Below are 22,247 nucleotides of genomic sequence, written 5' to 3' on the forward strand. Positions count from 1 at the left end.
CTAAAGATCCTTATGCCTTGACGCTATTTCTGATTACAACGACGCCCTTGTTTGGTCCTGGCACGCCGCCCTTTATCAGAATAACGTTCTTCTCGGGCATAACCTTGACAACCTCAAGATTTAGAACAGTCGTATTGACATGTCCCATGTGTCCTGGCATCTTCTTGTTCTTGAAGGTCCTGGACGGTGACGATGACGCACCCATGGAGCCAACGGCTCTGTGGAACTTTGAACCGTGTGTCTCAGGTCCTCTGTGGAAGTTCCATTTCTTGATTACGCCTGCGAATCCCTTACCCTTTGAAAGACCGGATACATCAACCTTTTCGCCTGCGACGAAAGTGTCAACCTTTATTTCGGAACCAACTTCCAATGAGCTGTTATCGAGCCTAAGCTCTTTAAGAAGTCTCTTTACCGGCACTCCTGCCTTCTTGAACTGGCCCTGTCTTGGCTTGTTCACGAGCTTCTCCCTTATTTCTCCGAAGCCTACCTGCACTGCAGCATAGCCTTCCTTTTCAACTGTCTTAACCTGCACTACCACATTGGGGAGCGCTTCAATGACAGTTACTGGAACGACTTTTCCATTCTCGTCGAATATCTGGGTCATTCCGATCTTCTTACCGATGATCGCTTTCTTCATTTTCTTACCTCCAAACTAATTAGCGGATCGCAACAACTTGTGCGGTCATAACAGTCCATAGAGTCATCTACAAACCATTCCTACAGCTTTATCTCGATGTCGACTCCTGCCGGCAGGTCAAGTCTCATGAGAGCGTCAACTGTCTTCGGTGAAGGATTGACGATGTCGATGAGTCTCTTGTGGGTCCTGAGCTCAAACTGCTCTCTGGAATCCTTGTACTTGTGTACTGCCCTGAGTATTGTGATGATCTCCTTCTCCGTAGGAAGGGGAACTGGTCCGACTACCTTGGCTCCTGTGTTCTTTGCAGTCTCCACAATCCTCTCGGCCGACTGGTCGAGTACGCTGTGATCAAATGCCTTGAGTCTGATTCTGATCTTCTGCTTTGCCATTTTTTTACCTCCTTTGTCTTGTACGATATACTTCTAACGCACAACAGCTGGTATCCATACACTCTTCCAGGCGTTTCATGCAATCATGGCGCACCTTAAGACATGACGATACCATCGCCCAGGTTCTCGACCCGGACATGCTCATCAAGAATAACCTGTAAAGTCCAGCAACCTCTTGAATCATCGCTGTTCGCCTTAACCATAACATTATATGACATTACGATTTAGGATTCAATAGAATTTTTATGAATTATGGCTATTTCATAAAAAATATCCTATGGCGCATCTTTTCTATTGTACAAAAAAATATTTGTCCATGCAACAAAATTTTAATTTATTTATTTCAGCACCTGTTTTCTCCTGTTTACTGATCTGTTCCGCAAAATATGCCGACCTTTCATATTGATACGGAAAAATATCCCTGCATTTCCTGCAGGGATATTTTTCACATGCCTCAGATTTGCATCATTACGGTAAGGATACAATTCCAGCCTTTTCCAAAACCGATGTGGCTCCTTTACCCGAAACCCTTATGATGTCGTCATAAAGTGACTTGTTCTCATCTATTACCACATGGCTGACGTTAATAACTGTCAGGTCCTCTATCATAAGGATAGTCCTCTCGATATCCCTCGCTGTGTTATAGTCGAGGCTCGCAAAAGCTTCATCCAGCAGCAGTATGTCAGACCTTGAGAGCAAAGCCCTTGCAAGTGCTATCCTGCTCTTCTCTCCGCCAGAAATGTTTCTCCCGTTGTCTTCAAGCACAGTGTCAAGGCCTTCCGGAAGATTCGCCACGAAATCCGAAAGTCCGGCAGCCCTTGCAGCAGACTCAATATCATCAGCCTCTGCCTCACGATAAAGTGTCAGGTTGTTTCTAAGGGTATCGTCAAATATGAATATCCTCTGCTCGACATTTGCAATACGCCTGAACCAGCTGTCCTTGTGTATTGCCTTAAGCTTGATTCCATCCACAAGTATGTCGCCGCCATCCACATAGAAGTACTTCCTGAGAAGCCTCAGGAGAGTTGACTTGCCTCCTCCGCTGGGACCGACAACAAGGTACTTCCCTCCCTTTCTGAATGTAAGGTCAAGTTCATTGAAAACTTCATTTTCACCATAGGCGAAGCTTGCCTTAACAATGTCTATTGTTCCATTGAATGCATCGATTTTGTCAGTTTCAGGACTTTCACTGCTGTTTTTCAGTGATTCCTCAATTGACCGGAAAAGAGGCTTTGATGAGATTATCTTAGGATATAGCTCCCCTGCCATCTGAAGCGGTCTCATCATCCTCTCTGAATTGTTCACGATAAGTATTACTCCACCCAAAGTGATTTCGCCTTTTATGGCGTAATATACTGAGGTTGCGATGATTCCCATGAACACCAGGTTCATGGTCCCGTTTTGGAATGCATATATGTATGTTGAGTACTTGTCTATCTGAAAGCTCTTTTCCTGCAGCCTTCTTGACCTCTTCCCGAAGTCCTCGGTGACCTTCTCATACAGGTTATTAGCTCTCACAATCCTGAATGCATTAAGCACCTCGCTGGTATATGTGGTATACGCCTCATAAAGCTTGCTTCGTTCACCGAACAGCTTTTTCAGCGGTTTTGAGACAATACTTGAGAGCACGCCCATGAACACCGTCAGGCCGATGATTAGGAAGAGTATCCGTCCGCTTACTCCTGCGATGATTATGGCAAATACGAAGAATGAGGCGAATGCAAGTGAAAGCTCGAACAGAGCATCTATGAAATTGGTATCTATAGTATTCATGTCATTGGTTATGTTGGATACGTACCTCGCGCTGCTCTCGTTGTTGAATTCGTTGATGTTCTTCCTGAACACCCTCTGAAGATAATCCATCTTAAGCCTGAGGTTCGCGTCCCTTCTGTAAAAGCCCTTAAGTACAGACAGAATCGTATTGGTAACAAGAACCCCGACGGCCAGGATTGAGATTACCATCACTTCTTTCATGAAGCCTTCCCCGCTCTTGTAAAAGGCAATGTCGATTATGTCCTTGATATGCAGATTCAGAAATCCCTCGACTACTGCTGTCGCTATTCCGGACAGCAGTGCAATGACCATGAGCGGTAAAGCCTTAAGGTATGACTTCTTCATGACTCCACCCCCGCCAGGAACTCTTGAGTTGTCATTTCCTTGACCTTCCCGTTCACAATCTCAATGACATGGTCATACTTCTCCGTAACCCCCGGATAGAACCTATGCGATACTGCGATAACAGTTGTGTCAAGCGAAAGCATGGTATCCTCAACAAGACGGCCAAGAGTTTCATCCAGTGCCGATGTTATCTCATCGGCGAAAAGTATATCAGGTTTCCTTATTATGGCTCTTGCTATGGATATCCTTTGCCTCTCTCCTCCTGAGATATTCTTGCCGTTCTCCTCAATTACCTCATCAAGACCATTTAGCTTTGATGAGATGAACGACTCTAGACCGGCTCCCTTTACTGCCTCCATTATCTCTTCTTCAGTATATGGCTTATAGAGAGCTATATTGTTCCTTATTGTATCCTCAAAAAGGAATACGTCCTGATAAACGAAGCTTGCCTTTTCATTGAAGCTCTTCTCAGATATCTCAGCAAGCTCGGCACCATCTACAAGTACCTGTCCTTCTGACGGCTCCGCCACCTTGGACAGAAGGTTCATCAGCGTTGACTTGCCTGACCCGCTTGCACCCTTTACCAGATACTTCCTGCCTTTTACAATCTTAAACGATGCATCCTTCAGTATCATCCTGTCTCCATAGGAAAAAGACAATCTTTTCGCTTCAATTGCATTCTGGAACTGGAAGATCTGAGTACCAGTAGTCCCTTCCTCTTCATCCCTTGCGAGTATCCTTTCAACGACCTTCGCATGGGATTCCGCCTCGTTCAATAAAGGCATCGCCTCAGTTATAGGCCAGATCATGGAATTGGCTATGGTTACAGTAAAGAATATCCTCGCAAGGTCAGCGCCTTCCATCATGAATGAAAGCACATATACGAGAAGCAGAATGAATACAATGGTTCCTATCAGGAACGAGAACTTTCTCTGCCAGTATGTGAACACTGCGAACCTGAACTTCTTCTTCTCGACGCTGTCCACCTCCCTCATGGTGTTATGAAGGAACCTGTCCTCGATCCTGTTAAGCTTCAGTATCTCAAGACCTGAAAATGTGTTAGAGACGCTTACCGTGAACTGCTCGCTGCTCTTCTGTACCTCAGCCTGCATAGCTACAGTCTTTTTCTGGAACAGCCTGTTGATCCAATATACAGCTATGGACAATGCAAGCATAATGAGTGCGAGCTTCCAATCCATTACAAGAAGTATGAGGAACGCCACCAAGTATGTCGTCATGAAGAAGATAATGTTCAGTATCGAATAGAAGAAGCCGTTCTCGAAATTGTTGATGTCATTGACAAGGTTAGATATATACTCGCTCCTAAGCTTCCTGTTGAAGGACCTGTAGGATTTAGTGATTATTGTATCGAATGCTGTATTCCTGACATAGAGGATGGTATCCTTCATGAATCCTATCCTCTTGAACCTGGAGAATACAAAGAGAAGCTGGCCCAGAACAGTCTGACCAACCATAAGACCTATAAGCAGATAAAACCTTCCAATGTCCTTGGTCTGGACCAGCCCCACCAGATTGGAAAAAATGATATTGCTGACTATGACATCCTCAACAAACAGTGTGGATGCCAGCACGTATATTATGAATGCCTTCTTGTTCCTTAGCAGTATCTCTTTCATCAGTCTAACCTCGCATTGATGCTTTTGCCTGTCACAACATGCATGATATCAGAAACAGTACCGAAAATGATTACAATTCAATTTCTATTGTACTCATATATCCTGCAATGTCACTCAATTCATGAGATTTTAATCTGGAGCAACAAAAAAAGACAGGTTTCCCTGTCGTTAAAGAAATTCCCCCAGGAGCTCAAGGTCCTCCCGGAGATAATCAATCACATACTCCTTAGACCTGGGCTCGTCATGCCCATGCAGCGCGATTTCAAAATCCATCCATTCAAGTGCCTCAATTAGCATACCTAGTTTTTCCCTGTGGTGGCTGCCCGTACCGTTGTGGAAATCCTCTGAGGTTATGTCACCGAGGAACACCACCTTCTCCTCTGGTATATAGACTATTACGCTGTCCTCAGAATGGGAGTTCGGGAGCTTCATCAGAATGCACGTAACTCCCCCGAGGTCGATCTGAAGTAATCCGTCAAATACAATGTCGGCAGTCGTTACATCAATCATTGAGCGATCTGGATATTCCTTTCTTATGTTCTCATCGCAGAAAAGTATATCTTCACCTGTCTCTATCCTCCTTGACATAGCCCTGTCGGTCCATTCCCATTCCGACATCTCAATTAGCTTGAGATTGGTTTCCAGGCTTGCAACAGAAACCGCATCGATTCCGCATAATCCGTAGCAATGGTCCCAGTGCCAGTGGGTTATAGCCACATACTTCGGATAAGTCAATCCCTTCACAAGGACTCCATCTGTAAGAATTGCAGCATGTTTCCTGGAGTTTCCTGCATCTACCATGAGTGATGCCTGGTCCCCTGAAACATATCCCAAAACAGGCCTGTCAGTCCTCTCGTCAGCATCTGTATACCAAATTCTTTCTGTAAGTCTCTTCAATGCATCCATGACGCTTCCTCCAATACAGCCGGAACCTCAGCAAGGCTTTGTACGATTCTGAAGGCAGTATTGACTATCTCTTCATCTGGTTCTGTAAAATCAGGAACGAATATGCACCTCATGCCTGCACTTATCGCACCCTGGAGCCCTGACCTTGAATCCTCAAGGACTATCGAGTTCTCATTTTTTGCTCCTGCAATTTCTGCGGCCTTCAGGAATATTTCCGGATCAGGCTTTCCCTTGCTGATCTGGTCACCTGTCACCATTCCATCGATCCTGTCCTTAAGGCCAAGCTTTTCCACGATGAATTCAGCCCTCTTCCTGTGCGACGATGTCGCTACAACCTTCCCGTAGCCATTCTTATCAAGATAATCGAACAGCTCGAACAGTCCCGGCATAGGGTCCAACTTCTCCTCTATCATCCTCTGAGCAAGGTTGATTTTCTTGATGAACAGTTCATCCACCGGTACATCTTCTCCGTATATGCCCTTTATAATTACTGCAATATCCCTGTTGTTCTTGCCTAGCGTGAAGTCAAATTCCCTTCTGGTGAAATCAACCCCTATTTCCTTCATGACCTCATGCCATGCTCTGAATGATACTGTCTCAGTATCCACCATAAGTCCGTCCATATCGAATATTACAAGCTTGTCCATATATCCCGCTCCTGACCTAATTTCTTTCATTCAGCTTATTGTACCATAAGGCAATACCTCGTGTTTCCAACATTTGACCTTACTTAATGAGGCTTAGTGATCAGCCTGATATTTTAACAGGAACCACCCGACTGTCCAGTTTTATCCCGAACTTCAGTTTACCTGTTTAGATATCATTCTAAGCCAAGTCTAAATGAGCTTAAAATGATCAGATGAGCGAAAAGACAGGGAGCTGAACTGCTCCCTGCCTGTCGCTCATTTATGCTATTTCCCGGTAGTAAACGATACTTGCCAGGTTTCTACATTAAAGTTTCCTGCTGCATCTTTCACAGCACCTGAACTGACTGTCAGAGTATACTTCGTGTATGACAACAAAGTCGCTATAGGATCTATAACAAGCTTTGTCACATCAGTTGATGGAGTAATTGCAACTGGCACTGAGGAATTGGTTACCACAAGGCTTATTCTTGTTAGATCCAGTATTGTTATTCCCTCACTGAAGGTCACAACAAGATTATTTGCCTTCTTGAAGTTCTTTGCCCCATCAGAAGGTACGGATGATACGACATATGGAGCCACAGTATCACCAACTGGAGGAGGATCTACAATAGTTCCGCCAGCAAGCTCAAGTGCCTTCATTGCATTTATCATTCCACCTGTCACAGTTTTCCCTGCAAGTGACAGAAGAGGATTTGCTATGGCTGACTTCATGATGATATCCTTCACTGCAGCAGTATTAAGTGTTCCGTTAGCTCCCATCACCAGTGCCGTAACTCCTGTTACATGAGGCGCAGCCATTGACGTACCACTCATATATACATAATCATTATCAGGGTAAGTGCTTCCAATATTCACACCAGGTGCCCCTACATCAACACCGGTCAAGCCATAATTTGAGAATGATGCAAGAGCTCCCTTGTTGTCCACTGCTGCAACAGATATTATGTTCGCACAGTCATAAGATGCCGGGTAGCTTGCGACCCTGTCGATATTCCTCTTGCTGTTCCCTGCTGCAACTATGAATGGCTTTGCAAATTCATTGATGGCAGTCCTGAGTGTTGCGTCGTATGAACCGCCACCCCATGAATTATTGGACAAATCAGCTCCCATGAGTTTAGCATAATTGATGGCGTCAATCGCATCTGCCGTGGTTCCTCCATCTGCTCCCAGGAACTTTAGCGACATGATCTTAACATTAGGTGCTATACCTATTACTCCGATCGTATTGTCTACTGCTGCTATAGTTCCTGAAACATGTGTAGCGTGACCGTCTTCTTCAATATCAACGAAAACATCAGGGGAATTATTAACGAAATTCCAACCATTTATGTCATCAACATACCCATTGCCGTCATTATCTTTTCCATCACCAGGAACTTCTTTCGTATTCACCCACATTTTCCCTTGTAGATCCGGATGACTGGTATCAACTCCAGTATCTATTACAGCCACAACAACTTCATCCAGAGTACTACCATTCAGATAATTCCACGCCTCAGGAGCATCGATATCCACATCAACTACACCTGATACACTGCCAATTAGTTGCCCTGTATTGTTCAGCCCCCATAATATTCCGTAATGTGGATCATCATCAGGGTTTACATCTACAGTCGGATAGTAGAGGAAGTTCGGCTGCACGTACTTTATCATCGGGTCAAACGCAACCTTTGCCTTTGCCTGAGCTACCGTAAGCCCTTTAGGCAACTTAACGAGCTCAGTGTCCTTAAGCGGCAGGTCCCTGACCTTTGTCAATTCATGCTTTTCCCTTACCTTCACTTTATCGAAGATGCTGCTAGTACCGATGTATGTCACCAGGAGTTCTCCCTCCACATACTGCGGCTTCCCGCTTGAATCTGAAAATGGCAGCGACTTGATATCTGATGCGGCTGCGATTACGGAAGTAGTTATGAATAAGGCGGTTATGAGTGAGGTTATGAGTATTTTACTTCTTCCTTTCATCCTGAGTTCCCCCTCTTGTTGGAATTCTTCAATTGTGCAGCGGAATTTACTTCCCTTTTACTTAATTCTATTCTCGCAATCAAGCTGATTCAATAGTTGTCAGACTATTCCCTCATTTATATTTTTCATCATATTATGACAAAATTAAAGGGAATAACCCTCAAACGCACCTTTTACAGGCTGTTTTGGAATATTCCCCTGATCTTTATTCAATATTCGCTTTTATGAATTTAATTCAGTTATTGTGTACAAACCGATCATCTTACTTGACTCTTACTCTCAGGGCAAGCTTTACTGCCTCTTCAGCATTGACCATTCCACCAGTCAGTATCTTGCCTGCAAGTGATGAGAGCTTATTGCTTGTTGCTGACTTCAAAACTATTTCCTTTACCTGCGATGCTGAAAGACCAGGCTTTGCACCCAGCATGAGAGCAACAACACCTGATACGTGAGGAGCAGCCATTGAGGTTCCGCTCATCCATGCGTAGGATGAATCAGGATAAGTACTGGCTATATATCCGCCGGGAGCCGCCACATCTACTGAGGTCTTACCATAATTCGAGAAGCTTGACATTAGTCCGGTGTTGTCAACTGATGCCACTGAAATTATGTTGCTGCTGGTATAGGATGAAGGATAGTGTGCATCCAGGTCATTGTCTGCAGCTTCGTTCCCCGCTGCAGCTATAAATGGCTTGCCGAAGTCCTCGATGGCATCCTTTAGAGCCTGGTCGTATCCTCCGCCTCCCCAGGAATTATTCGCGACATCTGCGCCATTGTCCTTTGCATACTTGACTGCAAGTATTGCATCAGCTGTAGATCCGCCGTTGATGCCGATGAACTTAAGCACCATGATCTTAACATTCTGAGCTACTCCGGCAACTCCGATACCGTTGTTGGTCTGGGCAGCGATGGTTCCTGAGACATGGGTTCCATGACCGTCTGCTTTGGCGTTAGTGAAAACATCATTGTCTCTTTGGAAGAAGTTCCAGCCGTTGAAGTCATCAATATAGCCGTTTCCATCGTCATCGTAGTTCTTCAGTCCGTTGACTTCTGCTTCATTCATCCATATGCTTCCTTGAAGGTCAGGATGATCAATGTCAACTCCAGTATCAATTACAGCAACTATTACTTCATCAGGCGATGCCGGCATGAGCTTCCATGCTTCAGGAGCATCGATATCAATATCTGGTGTTCCGGCTATCCCCAGGATTTCCTGACCCTGGTTGTCAAGTCCCCACTCGATTCCGGCATACGGATCATTTGAAATCACTGCATCCGGATAATAAAGAAAATTAGGCTGTACTGAAAGGATATCAGGATCAAATGTAAGCTTGTCCTTTGCCTTTGATGTTGTGAGACCTGCTGGCAGCCTGACGAGCTCCATATTGGATGGAAGGTCCTTTATTTTTTGAAGTGAGTTCTTCTCCCTGACCTTGACCTTGTCGAAAATGGTAGCTTTGCCAGCGTACCTTACTATCAGCTCGCCTTCTACATATGCAGGTCTGGACGAAGCATCTCTTTCGATTACTTTCAGGTCCTTTGCAAAAACCATAGTAGTTGAAGAAGCTAAAAGCGCGGTGACAACGAGCAGACTGACGAATCTGGCGGTTCTCTTCATGTTGTTCCTCCTGACATTTGAGATCAAAGCAATGCAAAACGAAACATGGCAACGGATAATGCGCTGAAATCCGCATCCATAGCCATTTCCTTCATTTTACTTCCCAAACTTCCACGAAGCAACCAGTTTTCTGATATTTCTGCACAATATATCCAATAAATATTGTTATGTTTTCTTTACATAGAAACAGCCGCAGCTATCTAGCTGCGGCTGTAAAGAATCTCTTATGCCTTTATTGTGGTAACGACGCCTGAACCTACGGTCCTTCCGCCTTCCCTTATAGCAAACCTGAGTCCCTCATCCATTGCGATCGGTGTGATCAGCTCAACATTCATGTCGATGTGGTCTCCAGGCATTACCATTTCCATTCCGTCAGGCAGCTTTATGCTTCCTGTTACGTCTGTGGTTCTGAAGTAGAACTGTGGCCTGTATCCGTCAAAGAACGGTGTATGCCTTCCGCCTTCTTCTTTCTTAAGTACGTATACCTGTCCTACGAACTTTGTGTGTGGCTTTACTGTTCCTGGCTTTGCAAGAACCTGGCCTCTTTCGATTTCAGATCTCTGTACTCCTCTAAGCAGTGCTCCTATGTTGTCGCCTGCCTGTGCGGAATCAAGAAGCTTTCTGAACATCTCCACGCCTGTGCAGACGGTCTTCTTCTTCTCCTCTGAAAGTCCTACTATCTCAACTTCGTCGCCTACCTTGAGTATTCCGCTCTCAACTCTTCCTGTTGCAACGGTTCCTCTTCCTGTGATCGTGAATACGTCCTCTACAGGCATAAGGAATGGCTTCTCTACGTTTCTTACCGGTGTAGGTATGTAGCTGTCTACTGCATCCATGAGGTCATTGATGCACTTTGTTGCTACTGGATCATCTGGGTTCTCAAGTGCCTTGAGTGCTGATCCTGCTATGATCGGTGTGTCATCGCCAGGGAAATCGTACTCGTCAAGCAGCTCTCTTACTTCCATCTCTACAAGCTCAAGAAGCTCTGCGTCATCTACCATGTCTGCCTTGTTGAGGAATACTACTATGTAGTTAACTCCAACTCTTGACGCAAGGAGTATGTGCTCCCTTGTCTGTGGCATCGGGCCGTCTGCTGCTGATACGACTAGGATCGCTCCGTCCATCTGTGCAGCTCCTGTGATCATGTTCTTGACATAGTCAGCATGGCCTGGGCAGTCAACATGCGCATAGTGCCTGTTGTCGGTCTCATACTCAACGTGTGCCGTGTTGATTGTGATTCCTCTTTCCTTTTCCTCTGGTGCCTTGTCTATCTCGTCATACTTTGTTGCCTGTGCAAATCCCTTCTTTGACAGTACTGTCGTTATTGCCGCTGTAAGGGTGGTCTTGCCGTGGTCGACGTGACCTATGGTTCCGATATTTACATGAGGCTTGTTTCTCTCGAATTTTGCTTTTGCCATTCTTTGTTGATCCTCCTTGATAATTGAATTTATATCACGAACTATTTATCTGCGTTTCTCTTGCCTGCGATCTGCTCCTGGATGTTCTTAGGAACATAATCGTAGTGATCGAACTCCATGGCGTATACTCCTCTACCCTGTGTCTTTGACCTTAAGGTAGTTGAATATCCGAACATGTCGGAAAGTGGAACGTGAGCTCTGACAACCTTGGCTCCTGCCCTGTCGTCCATGCCTTCGATCCTTCCTCTCCTTGAGTTGAGGTCACCTATGACGTCTCCCATGTACTCTTCAGGAACTGTGACCTCGACCTTCATTATAGGCTCGAGTATCGCAGGGTCTGCCTTTGCCATAGCATTCTTGAACGCCATGGATCCGGCTATCTTGAAGGCCATTTCTGATGAGTCGACATCGTGGTAGGATCCTTCGATGAGCCTTACCTTGAAGTTAAGAACCGGGAATCCGGCTACGACACCAGACTTGCAGGCTTCCCTGATACCCTGGTCAACTGCAGGTATGTACTCTCTTGGAATTGTTCCACCTACGACAGCGTTCTCAAATATGTATTCGCCTTCGTTAGGGATCATTTCTATTATAGCGTGTCCATACTGTCCGCGTCCGCCAGACTGCCTTACGAACTTACCTTCAGCAGTAACCTGCTTTCTGATAGTCTCCTTGTATGCAACCTGTGGCGCACCGACTGTACACTCAACCTTGAATTCTCTCTGGAGTCTGTCGACGATGATTTCGAGATGGAGTTCACCCATTCCCGCTATGATCACCTGACCTGTCTCGTGGTCTGTCCATGTCTTGAAAGTCGGGTCCTCTTCGGCAAGCTTCGCAAGCGCGAGTCCCATCTTCTCCTGGGCAGCCTTGGTATTTGGTTCGATAGCGACGTTTATGACCGGCTCCGGGAATACCATTGTCTCAAGGATGATAGGATCAGTATCAACTGAAAGAGTATCTCCTGTAGTGGTATCCTTGAGTCCGACAACTGCGCCGATATCTCCAGCTCTGAGCTCAGTGATCTCCTGCCTGTGGTTGGCGTGCATCTTCACAAGTCTTCCGATTCTTTCCTTCTTGCCGCCCTTTGTCGTGTTGATGACATAGGAACCTGAAGTCATGACACCTGAATATATTCTTGTGAAAGCAAGCTTTCCTACGAACGGGTCAGTAGCTATCTTGAATGCAAGAGCAGACATCGGAGCATCGTCTGATGCCGGTCTTTCCTCTTCTTCTCCATCGAGGTTGGTACCTACGACAGGAGGGATGTCAACTGGTGACGGCAGGTAGTCAACTACCGCGTCAATCATTTCCTGTACTCCCTTGTTCTTGTATGAGGATCCGCAGATTACAGGAACGATCTTGTTTGCAATTACGCCCTTTCTGAGAGCTGACTTGATTTCCTCAACAGTGAATTCTTCACCTTCGAGGTACTTCATTGTAAGTTCTTCATCAAGATCAGCAACAGCCTCTATGAGGATTGTCCTGTATTCATTAGCCTGGTCTACAAGGTTTGCAGGGATCGGTCCCTTTTCGATCTCTTTTCCGAGGTCGTCAAGATGTACGATTCCTTCCATGGTAACGAGGTCTACGAGACCCTTGAAGCCTCCCTCCTCGCCTATTGGAATCTGTATTGGAACGACGTTGGCTCTGAGCCTGTCCTTCATAGTCTTTATGCAATTGAAGAAGTTGGCGCCGGTGGCGTCCATCTTGTTTACATAAACGACTCTTGGAACGCCGTACTTGTCGGCCTGTCTCCAAACTGTTTCTGTCTGGGGCTCAACGCCTGACTTGGCATCGAGTACTGTCACCGCTCCGTCGAGGACCCTTAGGGATCTCTCAACTTCTACAGTGAAGTCTACGTGGCCTGGAGTGTCGATGATATTTATGATATGTCCATTCCACTCTGCCTGAGTAGCAGCTGAAGTAATGGTTATTCCTCTTTCTTTCTCCTGAGCCATCCAGTCCATCTGAGACTCACCCTCGTGGGTTTCTCCGATCTTATGTGTCTTTCCTGTATAGAAAAGAATACGCTCAGTCGTAGTTGTCTTTCCAGCGTCAATATGTGCCATTATCCCTATATTACGGAATTTCTCCAAAGGGAACTGTCTTGCCACACGGACTCCTCCTCTCGTTGTTAAATTACAGGAAACTGTCCCAGCTTATACGCCAAAACAGTTTCTTGCGGATATTAGTATCTGTAGTGAGCGAACGCCTTGTTAGCTTCCGCCATCCTGTGTGTGTCTTCTCTCTTCTTGACAGCAGTTCCTGTGTTGTTCGCAGCATCCATCAGCTCTCCAGCCAATCTCTCTCTTGCGTACTTCTCAGATCTCTTGTCAACAGCAAGAAGCAGCCATCTGAGTCCTAGAGTCTGCCTTCTTTCCGGCCTGACCTCTATTGGAACCTGATAGTTGGATCCGCCTATTCTCCTGGACTTTACTTCGAGAAGCGGCATTACATTTGTCATCGCTGCCTCGAATACGGAAACTGGGTCGTTTCCTGTCTTTGCCTGGATTATTTCGAATGCTCCGTATACTATCGTCTGAGCCACGCCCTTCTTACCATCGTCCATGACGTTGTTGATGAGCTTTGTAACTACTTTCGAATTGTAAACCGGATCAGGCAGTACATCTCTTTTTGCAATAAAACCTTTCCTTGGCACTTTTCTTCCCTCCTTAACAATTATCGATTAATTCATCGGTACTCGGTATGCTATACCGCAAAGCGCTCTATTTTTATATATATCTGAATGAAAAATCTTTCCCATCTGATTCATAAAAACACAGCACTGACTGATGCTACTTCTTGACCTTAGGCCTCTTAGCACCATACTTGGATCTTGACTGCAGCCTGCCTGTGACACCTGCGCTGTCGAGTGCTCCTCTGACAATGTGGTACCTTACACCAGGAAGGTCCTTGACTCTTCCACCCCTTATGAGAACAACGCTGTGCTCCTGAAGGTTGTGTCCTACTCCACCGATATAGGCTGTAACCTCATATCCGTTAACAAGTCTTACCCTGGCGATCTTTCTGAGCGCTGAGTTTGGCTTCTTAGGAGTAGTTGTCTTGACTACTGTGCAGACTCCTCTTTTCTGAGGGGACTCCTTTAGAGCTGGAGAATTAGTCTTATAGACTGCTGTCTCTCTGCCCTTCCTTACTAGCTGGTTAATAGTTGGCATTTTTTCACCTCCGTGTGTCTTTATGAAACATATCTATATGGGTTAATAGATACCTTAGCAACACCCTTTTACGGGCTTCGTGGGATATGGCCGGTGCTTTGGATGATCCAAAACACCGTTCCTTTAAATCACACAAATTTTATTTTACCAAAATCAGGGGTATGTGTCAACAAATTGACACTAATCCTCTATGATCTCTTCTTCTTCCTCATGCTTGTCAACAGCAAGGTCATTGTCGGTACTAAGCTTTATGGCATTGTACCTGGTCATTCCGGTACCGGCTGGTATCAGCTTTCCTATTATGACGTTCTCCTTGAGTCCGAGCAGCGGATCTATCTTTCCCTTTATTGCCGCATCAGTCAGAACCCTTGTGGTTTCCTGGAAAGATGCCGCAGAGAGGAATGAATCTGTTGCAAGAGATGCCTTAGTTATACCCAGCAGCACCTGTTCGCCTTCCGCTTCCTTGAGCCCAAGCTCCTTTACCCTGTTGTTTTCAATTATGAAGTCGAATATGTCAATGAGAACTCCCGGCAGAAGCTCGGTGTCATTGGCTTCAGTAATCTTGACCTTTCTCGTCATCTGTCTTACGACAACCTCGAGATGCTTGTCATTGATGTCAACACCCTGCAGCCTGTATACCTTCTGTACTTCTGAAAGAAGATATTCCCTGACGCCTTCTACTCCCTTAATCCTCATTATGTCATGCGGATTGATGGATCCTTCAGTAAGCGCATCACCGGCTCCAACCACCATTCCGTCCGAAACCTTTATTCTGGATCCGAATGGTATGTCGTAGCTGAATTCCTCGCCAGTTTCAGCAAGCACATGTACAGTCCTCTTTTTCTTGGTTTCCTCAAGTCTTACGCTGCCGCCGATATCGGTGACAACCGCAAGTCCCTTTGGCTTTCTTGCCTCAAAGAGCTCTTCGACTCTGGGAAGACCCTGGGTTATGTCGGCTCCGGCAACTCCGCCTGTATGGAATGTTCTCATAGTAAGCTGTGTTCCCGGCTCTCCTATACTCTGCGCAGCGATGATGCCCACAGCCTCGCCGATGTTGATCTGGCTTGCAGTTGCCATGTTCATGCCGTAGCACTTGGCACATACGCCGACCTTAGTCTGGCAGGTGTATACCGACCTGATCTTGACCTTCTTGATTCCAAGGCCATCGATCTTCTCCGCCATGAGCGGCTCGATGTACTCGCCCTCATGCACCAGGATTTCTCCCGTTTCAGGATGGACGATGTCCTGCATGGTGAATCTTCCTGTAAGTCTTTCCCTAAGTGTCTCGATGATATCACCGGCTTCGGTTATCGCCTCCATCACCAGGCCTTCAGTGGTTCCGCAGTCCTCTTCCCTGACTATTACTTCCTGTGATACGTCTACAAGTCTCCTGGTAAGGTATCCTGAGTCAGCTGTCTTAAGGGCGGTATCCGCATTACCCTTTCTTGCTCCATGAGTGGATATGAAGTACTCGAGGACGTCAAGTCCTTCTCTGAAGGATGCCCTGATCGGTCTTTCGACGATCTTTCCTGACGGGTTGGCCATAAGTCCTCTCATTCCCGCCAGCTGCTTGATCTGCGATTTCGATCCTCTCGCACCTGAGTCAGCCATCATGAATATCGGGTTGTATCTGTCAAGGGATTCCATAAGGGCATCAGCAACCTCATCAGTTGTCTTTGTCCACTTCTCGATAACCCTGTTGTATCTTTCCTCTTCCGAGATGAGTCCTCTCTTGAACATCTTCTCTATCTTGTCTACCGTTTCATCAGCTTCCTTAAGAAGAACATACTTCTTCTCAGGAACTATCATGTCCGCAACCGCGACCGTGATGGCTCCGACAGTTGAATAATGGTATCCAAGGGCCTTTATGTCATCAAGCATTATTGAAGTCAGTGTAGGACCATGCTTGATGTAGCATTTGTCAACTATCTTTCCAAGCTTCTTCTTGTCTACCAGGAAGTCAATTTCCAGCATGAACAGGTTCGCTTCATCAGTCCTGTCCACAAATCCCAGGTCCTGCGGTATTGACTCATTGAATATGAGCTTTCCTACCGTAGTCTTGATTATCTCTGTCCTCTCCACACCGTCAACGACCTTTGAAAGTCGTACCTTGACAGGCTCCTGGAGTGTTACAGCCTTTACCTGGTATGCCATCAGGGCTTCTTCTTTCGATGTGTAAAGCTTGTCGAAGCCATCATTGGATGGTCTCTCCATTGTCAGGTAGTAGGATCCTAGGACCATATCCTGAGATGGAACCGAAACCGGCTTTCCGTCAGAAGGCTTCAATATGTTACCGGATGCAAGCATCAGGAACCTTGCTTCAGCCTGTGCCTCCATTGACAGTGGAACGTGGACGGCCATCTGGTCTCCATCGAAGTCAGCATTGTACGCTGTACAGACGAGAGGATGGAGCTTAAGCGCCCTTCCTTCAACCAGTACCGGCTGGAATGCCTGAATTCCAAGTCTATGCAGTGTAGGTGCTCGGTTAAGGAGAACCGGATGGTCAGTTATGACCTCTTCAAGGATATCCCAGACCTGTGGCTGGACCCTCTCTACCATTCTCTTCGCGCTCTTTATGTTGTGTGCGGTTCCGTTTGCAACCAGCTTCTTCATTACGAAAGGCTTGAACAGCTCAAGCGCCATCTCCTTGGGGAGACCGCACTGGTACATCTTCAGCTCAGGACCGACGACGATAACCGATCTTCCTGAATAGTCGACACGCTTTCCAAGGAGGTTCTGCCTGAATCTTCCCTGCTTTCCCTTCAGCATGTCGGAAAGGGACTTTAACGGCCTGTTTCCAGGACCTGTTACCGGTCTTCCTCTTCTGCCGTTGTCAATCAGCGCATCCACTGCTTCCTGCAGCATCCTCTTCTCGTTCCTTACAATGATGTCAGGTGCACCGAGGTCAAGGAGCTTCTTCAGCCTGTTGTTCCTGTTTATGACCCTTCTGTACAGGTCGTTGAGGTCGGAGGTTGCGAACCTTCCGCCGTCGAGCTGCACCATTGGCCTTATGTCAGGCGGTATTACCGGAATGACATCAATGATCATCCATTCAGGCCTGTTTCCGGATTTTCTGAAGGACTCGATTACCTCAAGCCTTCTTATTATCCTGACCCTTTTCTGACCGGTTGCATTCTTGAGATCTTCCTTGAGTTCCTTTGAGGATTTCTCAAGGTCGATTTCAGCAAGGAGAGCCTTTATAGCTTCAGCTCCCATCTTGGCTGTGAAGGAGTATTCTCCCTCCTGCTCCACCATGTCCCTGTATTCCTTCTCCGTGAGCACCTGCTTCTTCATGAAGGTGGTGTTCTTCGGGTCAAGTACTACGTATGAGGCAAAGTAAAGTATCTTCTCGAGTGACCTCGGGCTCATGTCGAGGATGAGTCCCATCCTCGAAGGTATGCCCTTGAAGTACCAGATGTGTGAGACAGGAGCTGCAAGCTCTATGTGCCCCATCCTCTCTCTTCTTACCTTGGCCTTAGTGACCTCGACTCCGCATCTGTCGCATATTATGCCCTTGTATCTTACTCTCTTGTATTTACCGCAGTGGCACTCCCAATCCTTCATAGGCCCGAATATTCTTTCGCAGAACAGTCCGTCCCTTTCCGGCTTGAGGGTCCTGTAGTTTATGGTCTCCGGCTTCTTAACCTCGCCCCTTGACCAGCCCCTGATCTCCTCAGGAGATGCCAGGCCAATCTGCAGCGCATCAAAGTTGTTTAATTCCATAAAGGGTTGTCCTCCCTCCAATTACTCTATATCGTCGGCAAAAGCGCTCGTGTCATCATCAATTTCGAATTCCTCATCATCAATAATAAGCGCATCCTTATCGAATTCCTCGCTTGTATCGATGATTATGTCCTCCGGGGATTCGATTGTGATTCCGGTTATCTCGGTGAAGACTTCCTCTTCTACCGATTCCTTAATCTCTATCTCTTCCTTCTCGTCATTAAGGACCTTGACATCCAGGCAGAGTGCCTGCAGTTCCTTGATAAGGACCTTGAATGACTCTGGTATGCCCGGTTCAGGGATGTTCTCACCCTTGACGATGGACTCATATGTCTTGACTCTTCCGACGACGTCATCGGATTTGACTGTAAGTATTTCCTGCAGAGTGTGGGCAGATCCATAAGCCTCGAGTGCCCAGACTTCCATTTCTCCGAACCTCTGTCCTCCGAACTGTGCCTTTCCGCCCAGCGGCTGCTGCGTTACAAGGGAGTACGGTCCTGTAGACCTTGCGTGTATCTTGTCATCGACCAGATGCGCAAGCTTAAGTATGTACATGTATCCTACGGTGACAGGATTGTCAAAAGCTTCTCCTGTCCTTCCGTCGTAAAGCAGAGTCTTGCCGTTTCTGTCATATCCGGCCTGCTCAAGCATGTCCTCGATGTCCTTCTCTGTCGCTCCGTCAAATACCGGTGTCGCAACATGCCAGCCCATCTTGGAGGCTGCCCAGCCAAGATGAACCTCAAGTACCTGTCCGATATTCATTCGGGAAGGAACTCCAAGAGGATTCAGGCATATCTGCAGCGGTCTTCCGTCAGGCAGGAACGGCATGTCTTCTTCAGGGAGAACCCTTGAGATGACACCCTTGTTTCCATGTCTTCCGGCCATCTTGTCACCGACTGAGATCTTTCTCTTCTGTGCAATATAGCACCTTACGAGCATGTTGACTCCAGGCGGCAGCTCATCAGCGTTGTCTCTTGTAAACACCTTGATGTCTACTATGATACCTGATTCGCCATGTGGAACTCTCAGTGATGTGTCTCTGACTTCTCTTGCCTTTTCACCGAATATTGCCCTAAGGAGCCTTTCTTCAGCTGTAAGCTCGGTCTCTCCCTTTGGAGTGACCTTACCGACAAGTATGTCACCAGACCTTACCTCGGCACCTATCCTTATAATTCCTCTGTCGTCGAGGTCTCTCAGCGAGTCATCCCCGACATTAGGAATGTCCCTTGTTATCTCTTCAGGCCCCAGCTTGGTGTCCCTTGCCTCAGCCTCGTATTCCTCGATATGTATCGAGGTGAAGACGTCATCCCTTACAAGCTCTTCAGATATGAGCATGGCGTCCTCGTAGTTGTAGCCTTCCCAGGTTATGAAGCCAATTCGGATGTTCTTTCCGAGTGCTATCTCTCCAAGGTCTGTAGACGGTCCGTCTGCAAGAAGGGCTCCCTTCTTGACATACTCGCCCTTTTCCACAAGCGGCTTCTGGTTTATGCAGGTACCCTGGTTGCTTCTCTTGAACTTGAGGAGCCTGTAGGTGTCGATGAGACCTCCATCAGCCCTCTTTATCCTTATCTCATTTGCACTTACGTATACGACGGTGCCTTCATGCACAGCCTTCGGAAGCACTCCTGAGTCGGATGCAGCCTTGTACTCTATACCGGTTCCCACTATAGGCGCTGTAGCCTTAAGAAGCGGAACGGCCTGACGCTGCATGTTCGATCCCATCAGGGCTCTGGATGCGTCGTCGTTCTCGAGGAACGGTATCATCGCTGTAGCAACTGATACCAGCTGCCTTGGCGATATATCCATGAGGTCTACGCTCTGTCTTGTTATGACAGCCATATCCTCCATATCCCTTACAGCGACCCTTTCTCCGACAAACCTTCCGGTAGCGTCAAGAGGCTCGTTGGCCTGGGCTATGAAGTACTCATCCTCCTCGTCTGCAGTGAAGTACTTCACTTCAGTGGTTACAGTTCCAGTGGACTTGTCCACTACCCTGTAAGGAGTCTCGATGAATCCGTACTCATTGACCTTGGCGAATGTGGCCAGGGAGTTAATGAGTCCTATGTTCGGTCCTTCAGGAGTCTCTATCGGGCACATCCTGCCATAATGGGAGTGATGTACGTCTCTGACCTCGAAGCCTGCCCTTTCCCTTGAAAGTCCGCCAGGTCCAAGCGCTGAAAGCCTTCTCTTGTGAGTGAGCTCTGAAAGCGGGTTGGTCTGGTCCATGAACTGGGAAAGCTGCGATGATCCGAAGAATTCCTTTATTGCAGCAGTTACAGGTCTGATGTTGATAAGGGCCTGCGGAGTTATGTTCTCCTGGTCCTGTATCGTCATCCTTTCCTTTACTACCCTCTCCATCCTTGACAGTCCGATCCTGAACTGGTTCTGGAGAAGCTCGCCTACAGACCTCAGCCTTCTGTTTCCAAGATGGTCGATGTCATCAATGACGCCTATCCTGTATGGAAGTCCAAGCTCGTAGCTTATTGCTGCGTATATGTCGTCCTTGAGGATATGCTTTGGAACAAGACCATGGAAATTCTTCCTGATCTCTTCCTTGAGGTCATCCTCCTCCAGGTTCATGTTGAGAATTGAACGGAGAACCGGGAAATGCACCAGTTCCTTTATTCCGACAATCTTCGGGTCGAAGGATATGAAGTCCTTCATGTTGACGAAGTTGTTTCCTATTACTCTGATAGTCTTGTCATCAGCAATGATATCAACCGAGTTGATGGCACATGCATGAACTGCCCTTGCCTTTTCTCTCGTGATCTTTTCACCCTTGCCGACTATTATCTCACCAGTATTAGGATCCACGATGTCGTTTGCTGAAATGTGGTTTGCGATCCTTGCAGCTATGTTCAGCTTCTTGTTGAACTTGTATCTGCCGACCTTTGAAAGGTCATATCTCTTCGCATCGAAGAAAAGCGAATCAATAAGAGAAACTGCGCTGTCCACTGTTGGTGGCTCGCCCGGTCTCAGCCTCTTGTATATTTCAAGAAGTCCTTCCTCCTTGTTTGTCGTGTTGTCCTTTTCAAGCGTAGCCTTGAGCCTTTCCTCTTCACCGAAGTAGGAAAGGATGTCCATGTCGCTTGACATTCCCATTGCCCTTGCAAGCACCGTAATGGGAAGCTTCCTTGTCTTGTCTATCCTTACACTTATGACATCGTTCGAATCGGTCTCGAATTCCAGCCAGGCTCCTCTGTTAGGTATGACGGTGGATGCATAGAGTTTTTTCCCGTTCTTGTCCAGGGACTCGTTGTAGTATACCCCAGGAGACCTTACAAGCTGCGAAACGATAACTCTCTCAGCTCCATTAATAATGAAGGTTCCCTGTTCGGTCATCAGCGGGAACTCGCCCATAAAGACTTCCTGTTCCTTGATTTCTCCGGTCTCGATGTTCTCGAGCCTTACCTTCACCTTCAAGGATGCAGAATAGGTGGAATCTCTTTCCTTGCACTCCTCGATGGAGTATTTGATGTTCTCTCTGTCCAGATGGAAGCCCACGAACTTCAAAACCAGGCTGCCACCATAATTGGTGATCGGGTTGATGTCATCAAAGACCTCGTCAAGCCCTTCCTCAAGAAACCAGTTGTACGAATCAAGCTGGACCTCGATGAGGTTAGGCATTTCGAAGACGTCCTTGACTCTTCCGAAACTCATTCTTGTTCTTTTTCCTGTAGGAATTGGAACAGGATGTACCATTAGCATTCACCCCTCAAAAAACTAAAAATGCCCAAAAAGACGCAAGTTCCCTAGGGACTTTGTCTCTTGGATTCAACCGATTAGAAACGTATGGGACATTGCAAAAAATCAGCGACTTTCGCAAAAATCCCCATTTAATATTTTAACCTTCTTTTCTCTCTATTACAAGAGTACAATTAAGTATATTATCACAATATTAACAACTAGTCAACGAATTAGACCAGAATTTAGTTAAAAATATTGTCTGACAATTTGTATTCCTTTGAGAACGATACGCAAAGGAATAGAGACCCTCTAAAGGTCTCTATTTA

The 22,247-nt window shown here is 46.6% G+C and carries 14 protein-coding genes; all 14 read right to left on the reverse strand.

From position 1 onward, the window contains the following. Window positions 1-10 precede the first annotated feature (10 nt). The 14 genes from rplC to rpoB all read right to left on the reverse strand — a co-directional run bounded on the left by rplC (window position 11) and on the right by rpoB (window position 21,936). Window positions 11-637 carry a 50S ribosomal protein L3 gene (gene rplC / locus J2Z34_RS07995; protein ID WP_209459337.1) on the reverse strand — a complete coding sequence of 209 codons (627 nt, stop codon included), beginning with the start codon at window positions 635-637 and terminating at the stop codon, window positions 11-13. An 80-nt stretch (window positions 638-717) separates the two neighbouring features. Continuing rightward, on the reverse strand, window positions 718-1,026 hold the full coding sequence (gene rpsJ, locus J2Z34_RS08000) for a 30S ribosomal protein S10 (RefSeq protein WP_023388317.1): 309 nt from the start codon (window positions 1,024-1,026) through the stop codon (window positions 718-720). Window positions 1,027-1,494: 468 nt separating this feature from the next. Next, window positions 1,495-3,144, reverse strand: coding sequence for an ABC transporter ATP-binding protein (locus tag J2Z34_RS08005; protein WP_209459338.1), 1,650 nt, complete (start codon window positions 3,142-3,144; stop codon window positions 1,495-1,497). Continuing rightward, the gene (locus J2Z34_RS08010; RefSeq protein WP_209459339.1) at window positions 3,141-4,781 is read right to left on the reverse strand and encodes an ABC transporter ATP-binding protein; all 1,641 of its coding nucleotides are present in this window, start codon (window positions 4,779-4,781) and stop codon (window positions 3,141-3,143) included. Before J2Z34_RS08010 ends, J2Z34_RS08005 begins: the two co-directional genes overlap by 4 nt. Before the next feature lie 168 nt (window positions 4,782-4,949). After that, window positions 4,950-5,687: an MBL fold metallo-hydrolase gene (locus J2Z34_RS08015; protein ID WP_209459340.1), complete on the reverse strand. Its 738-nt coding sequence runs from the start codon at window positions 5,685-5,687 to the stop codon at window positions 4,950-4,952. Then, window positions 5,675-6,334, reverse strand: a complete 660-nt coding sequence (locus J2Z34_RS08020) for an HAD family hydrolase (RefSeq protein ID WP_209459341.1) — start codon at window positions 6,332-6,334, stop codon at window positions 5,675-5,677. The genes J2Z34_RS08015 and J2Z34_RS08020 overlap by 13 nt, the downstream gene beginning before the upstream one ends. A gap of 264 nt (window positions 6,335-6,598) precedes the next feature. After that, a complete protein-coding gene (locus J2Z34_RS08025; protein WP_209459342.1) occupies window positions 6,599-8,296 on the reverse strand; it encodes a S8 family serine peptidase in 1,698 nt (565 codons plus the stop codon). Window positions 8,297-8,558: 262 nt separating this feature from the next. Beyond that, the gene (locus tag J2Z34_RS08030; protein WP_209459343.1) at window positions 8,559-9,914 is read right to left on the reverse strand and encodes a S8 family peptidase; all 1,356 of its coding nucleotides are present in this window, start codon (window positions 9,912-9,914) and stop codon (window positions 8,559-8,561) included. A 224-nt stretch (window positions 9,915-10,138) separates the two neighbouring features. Continuing rightward, window positions 10,139-11,332 (reverse strand): elongation factor Tu, encoded by a 1,194-nt coding sequence (gene tuf, locus J2Z34_RS08035; protein WP_209459344.1) that lies wholly within the window; start codon window positions 11,330-11,332, stop codon window positions 10,139-10,141. Window positions 11,333-11,373: 41 nt separating this feature from the next. Beyond that, entirely contained in the window at window positions 11,374-13,449 is a 2,076-nt protein-coding gene (fusA, locus tag J2Z34_RS08040; protein ID WP_209459345.1) for an elongation factor G, read from the reverse strand. A 74-nt stretch (window positions 13,450-13,523) separates the two neighbouring features. Further along, complete coding sequence (gene rpsG, locus J2Z34_RS08045) at window positions 13,524-13,994, reverse strand: 30S ribosomal protein S7 (protein ID WP_209459346.1); 471 nt, start codon at window positions 13,992-13,994, stop codon at window positions 13,524-13,526. Between the two features lie 136 nt (window positions 13,995-14,130). After that, complete coding sequence (gene rpsL / locus J2Z34_RS08050) at window positions 14,131-14,511, reverse strand: 30S ribosomal protein S12 (protein ID WP_209459347.1); 381 nt, start codon at window positions 14,509-14,511, stop codon at window positions 14,131-14,133. A gap of 180 nt (window positions 14,512-14,691) precedes the next feature. Further along, on the reverse strand, window positions 14,692-18,234 hold the full coding sequence (gene rpoC / locus J2Z34_RS08055) for a DNA-directed RNA polymerase subunit beta' (protein WP_209459348.1): 3,543 nt from the start codon (window positions 18,232-18,234) through the stop codon (window positions 14,692-14,694). Between the two features lie 21 nt (window positions 18,235-18,255). Further along, window positions 18,256-21,936, reverse strand: coding sequence for a DNA-directed RNA polymerase subunit beta (gene rpoB, locus J2Z34_RS08060; protein ID WP_209459378.1), 3,681 nt, complete (start codon window positions 21,934-21,936; stop codon window positions 18,256-18,258). Window positions 21,937-22,247 lie beyond the last annotated feature (311 nt).

The organism is Youngiibacter multivorans, from assembly GCF_017873395.1.
GTDB classification, from domain to species: Bacteria; Bacillota; Clostridia; order Clostridiales; family Clostridiaceae; genus Youngiibacter; species Youngiibacter multivorans.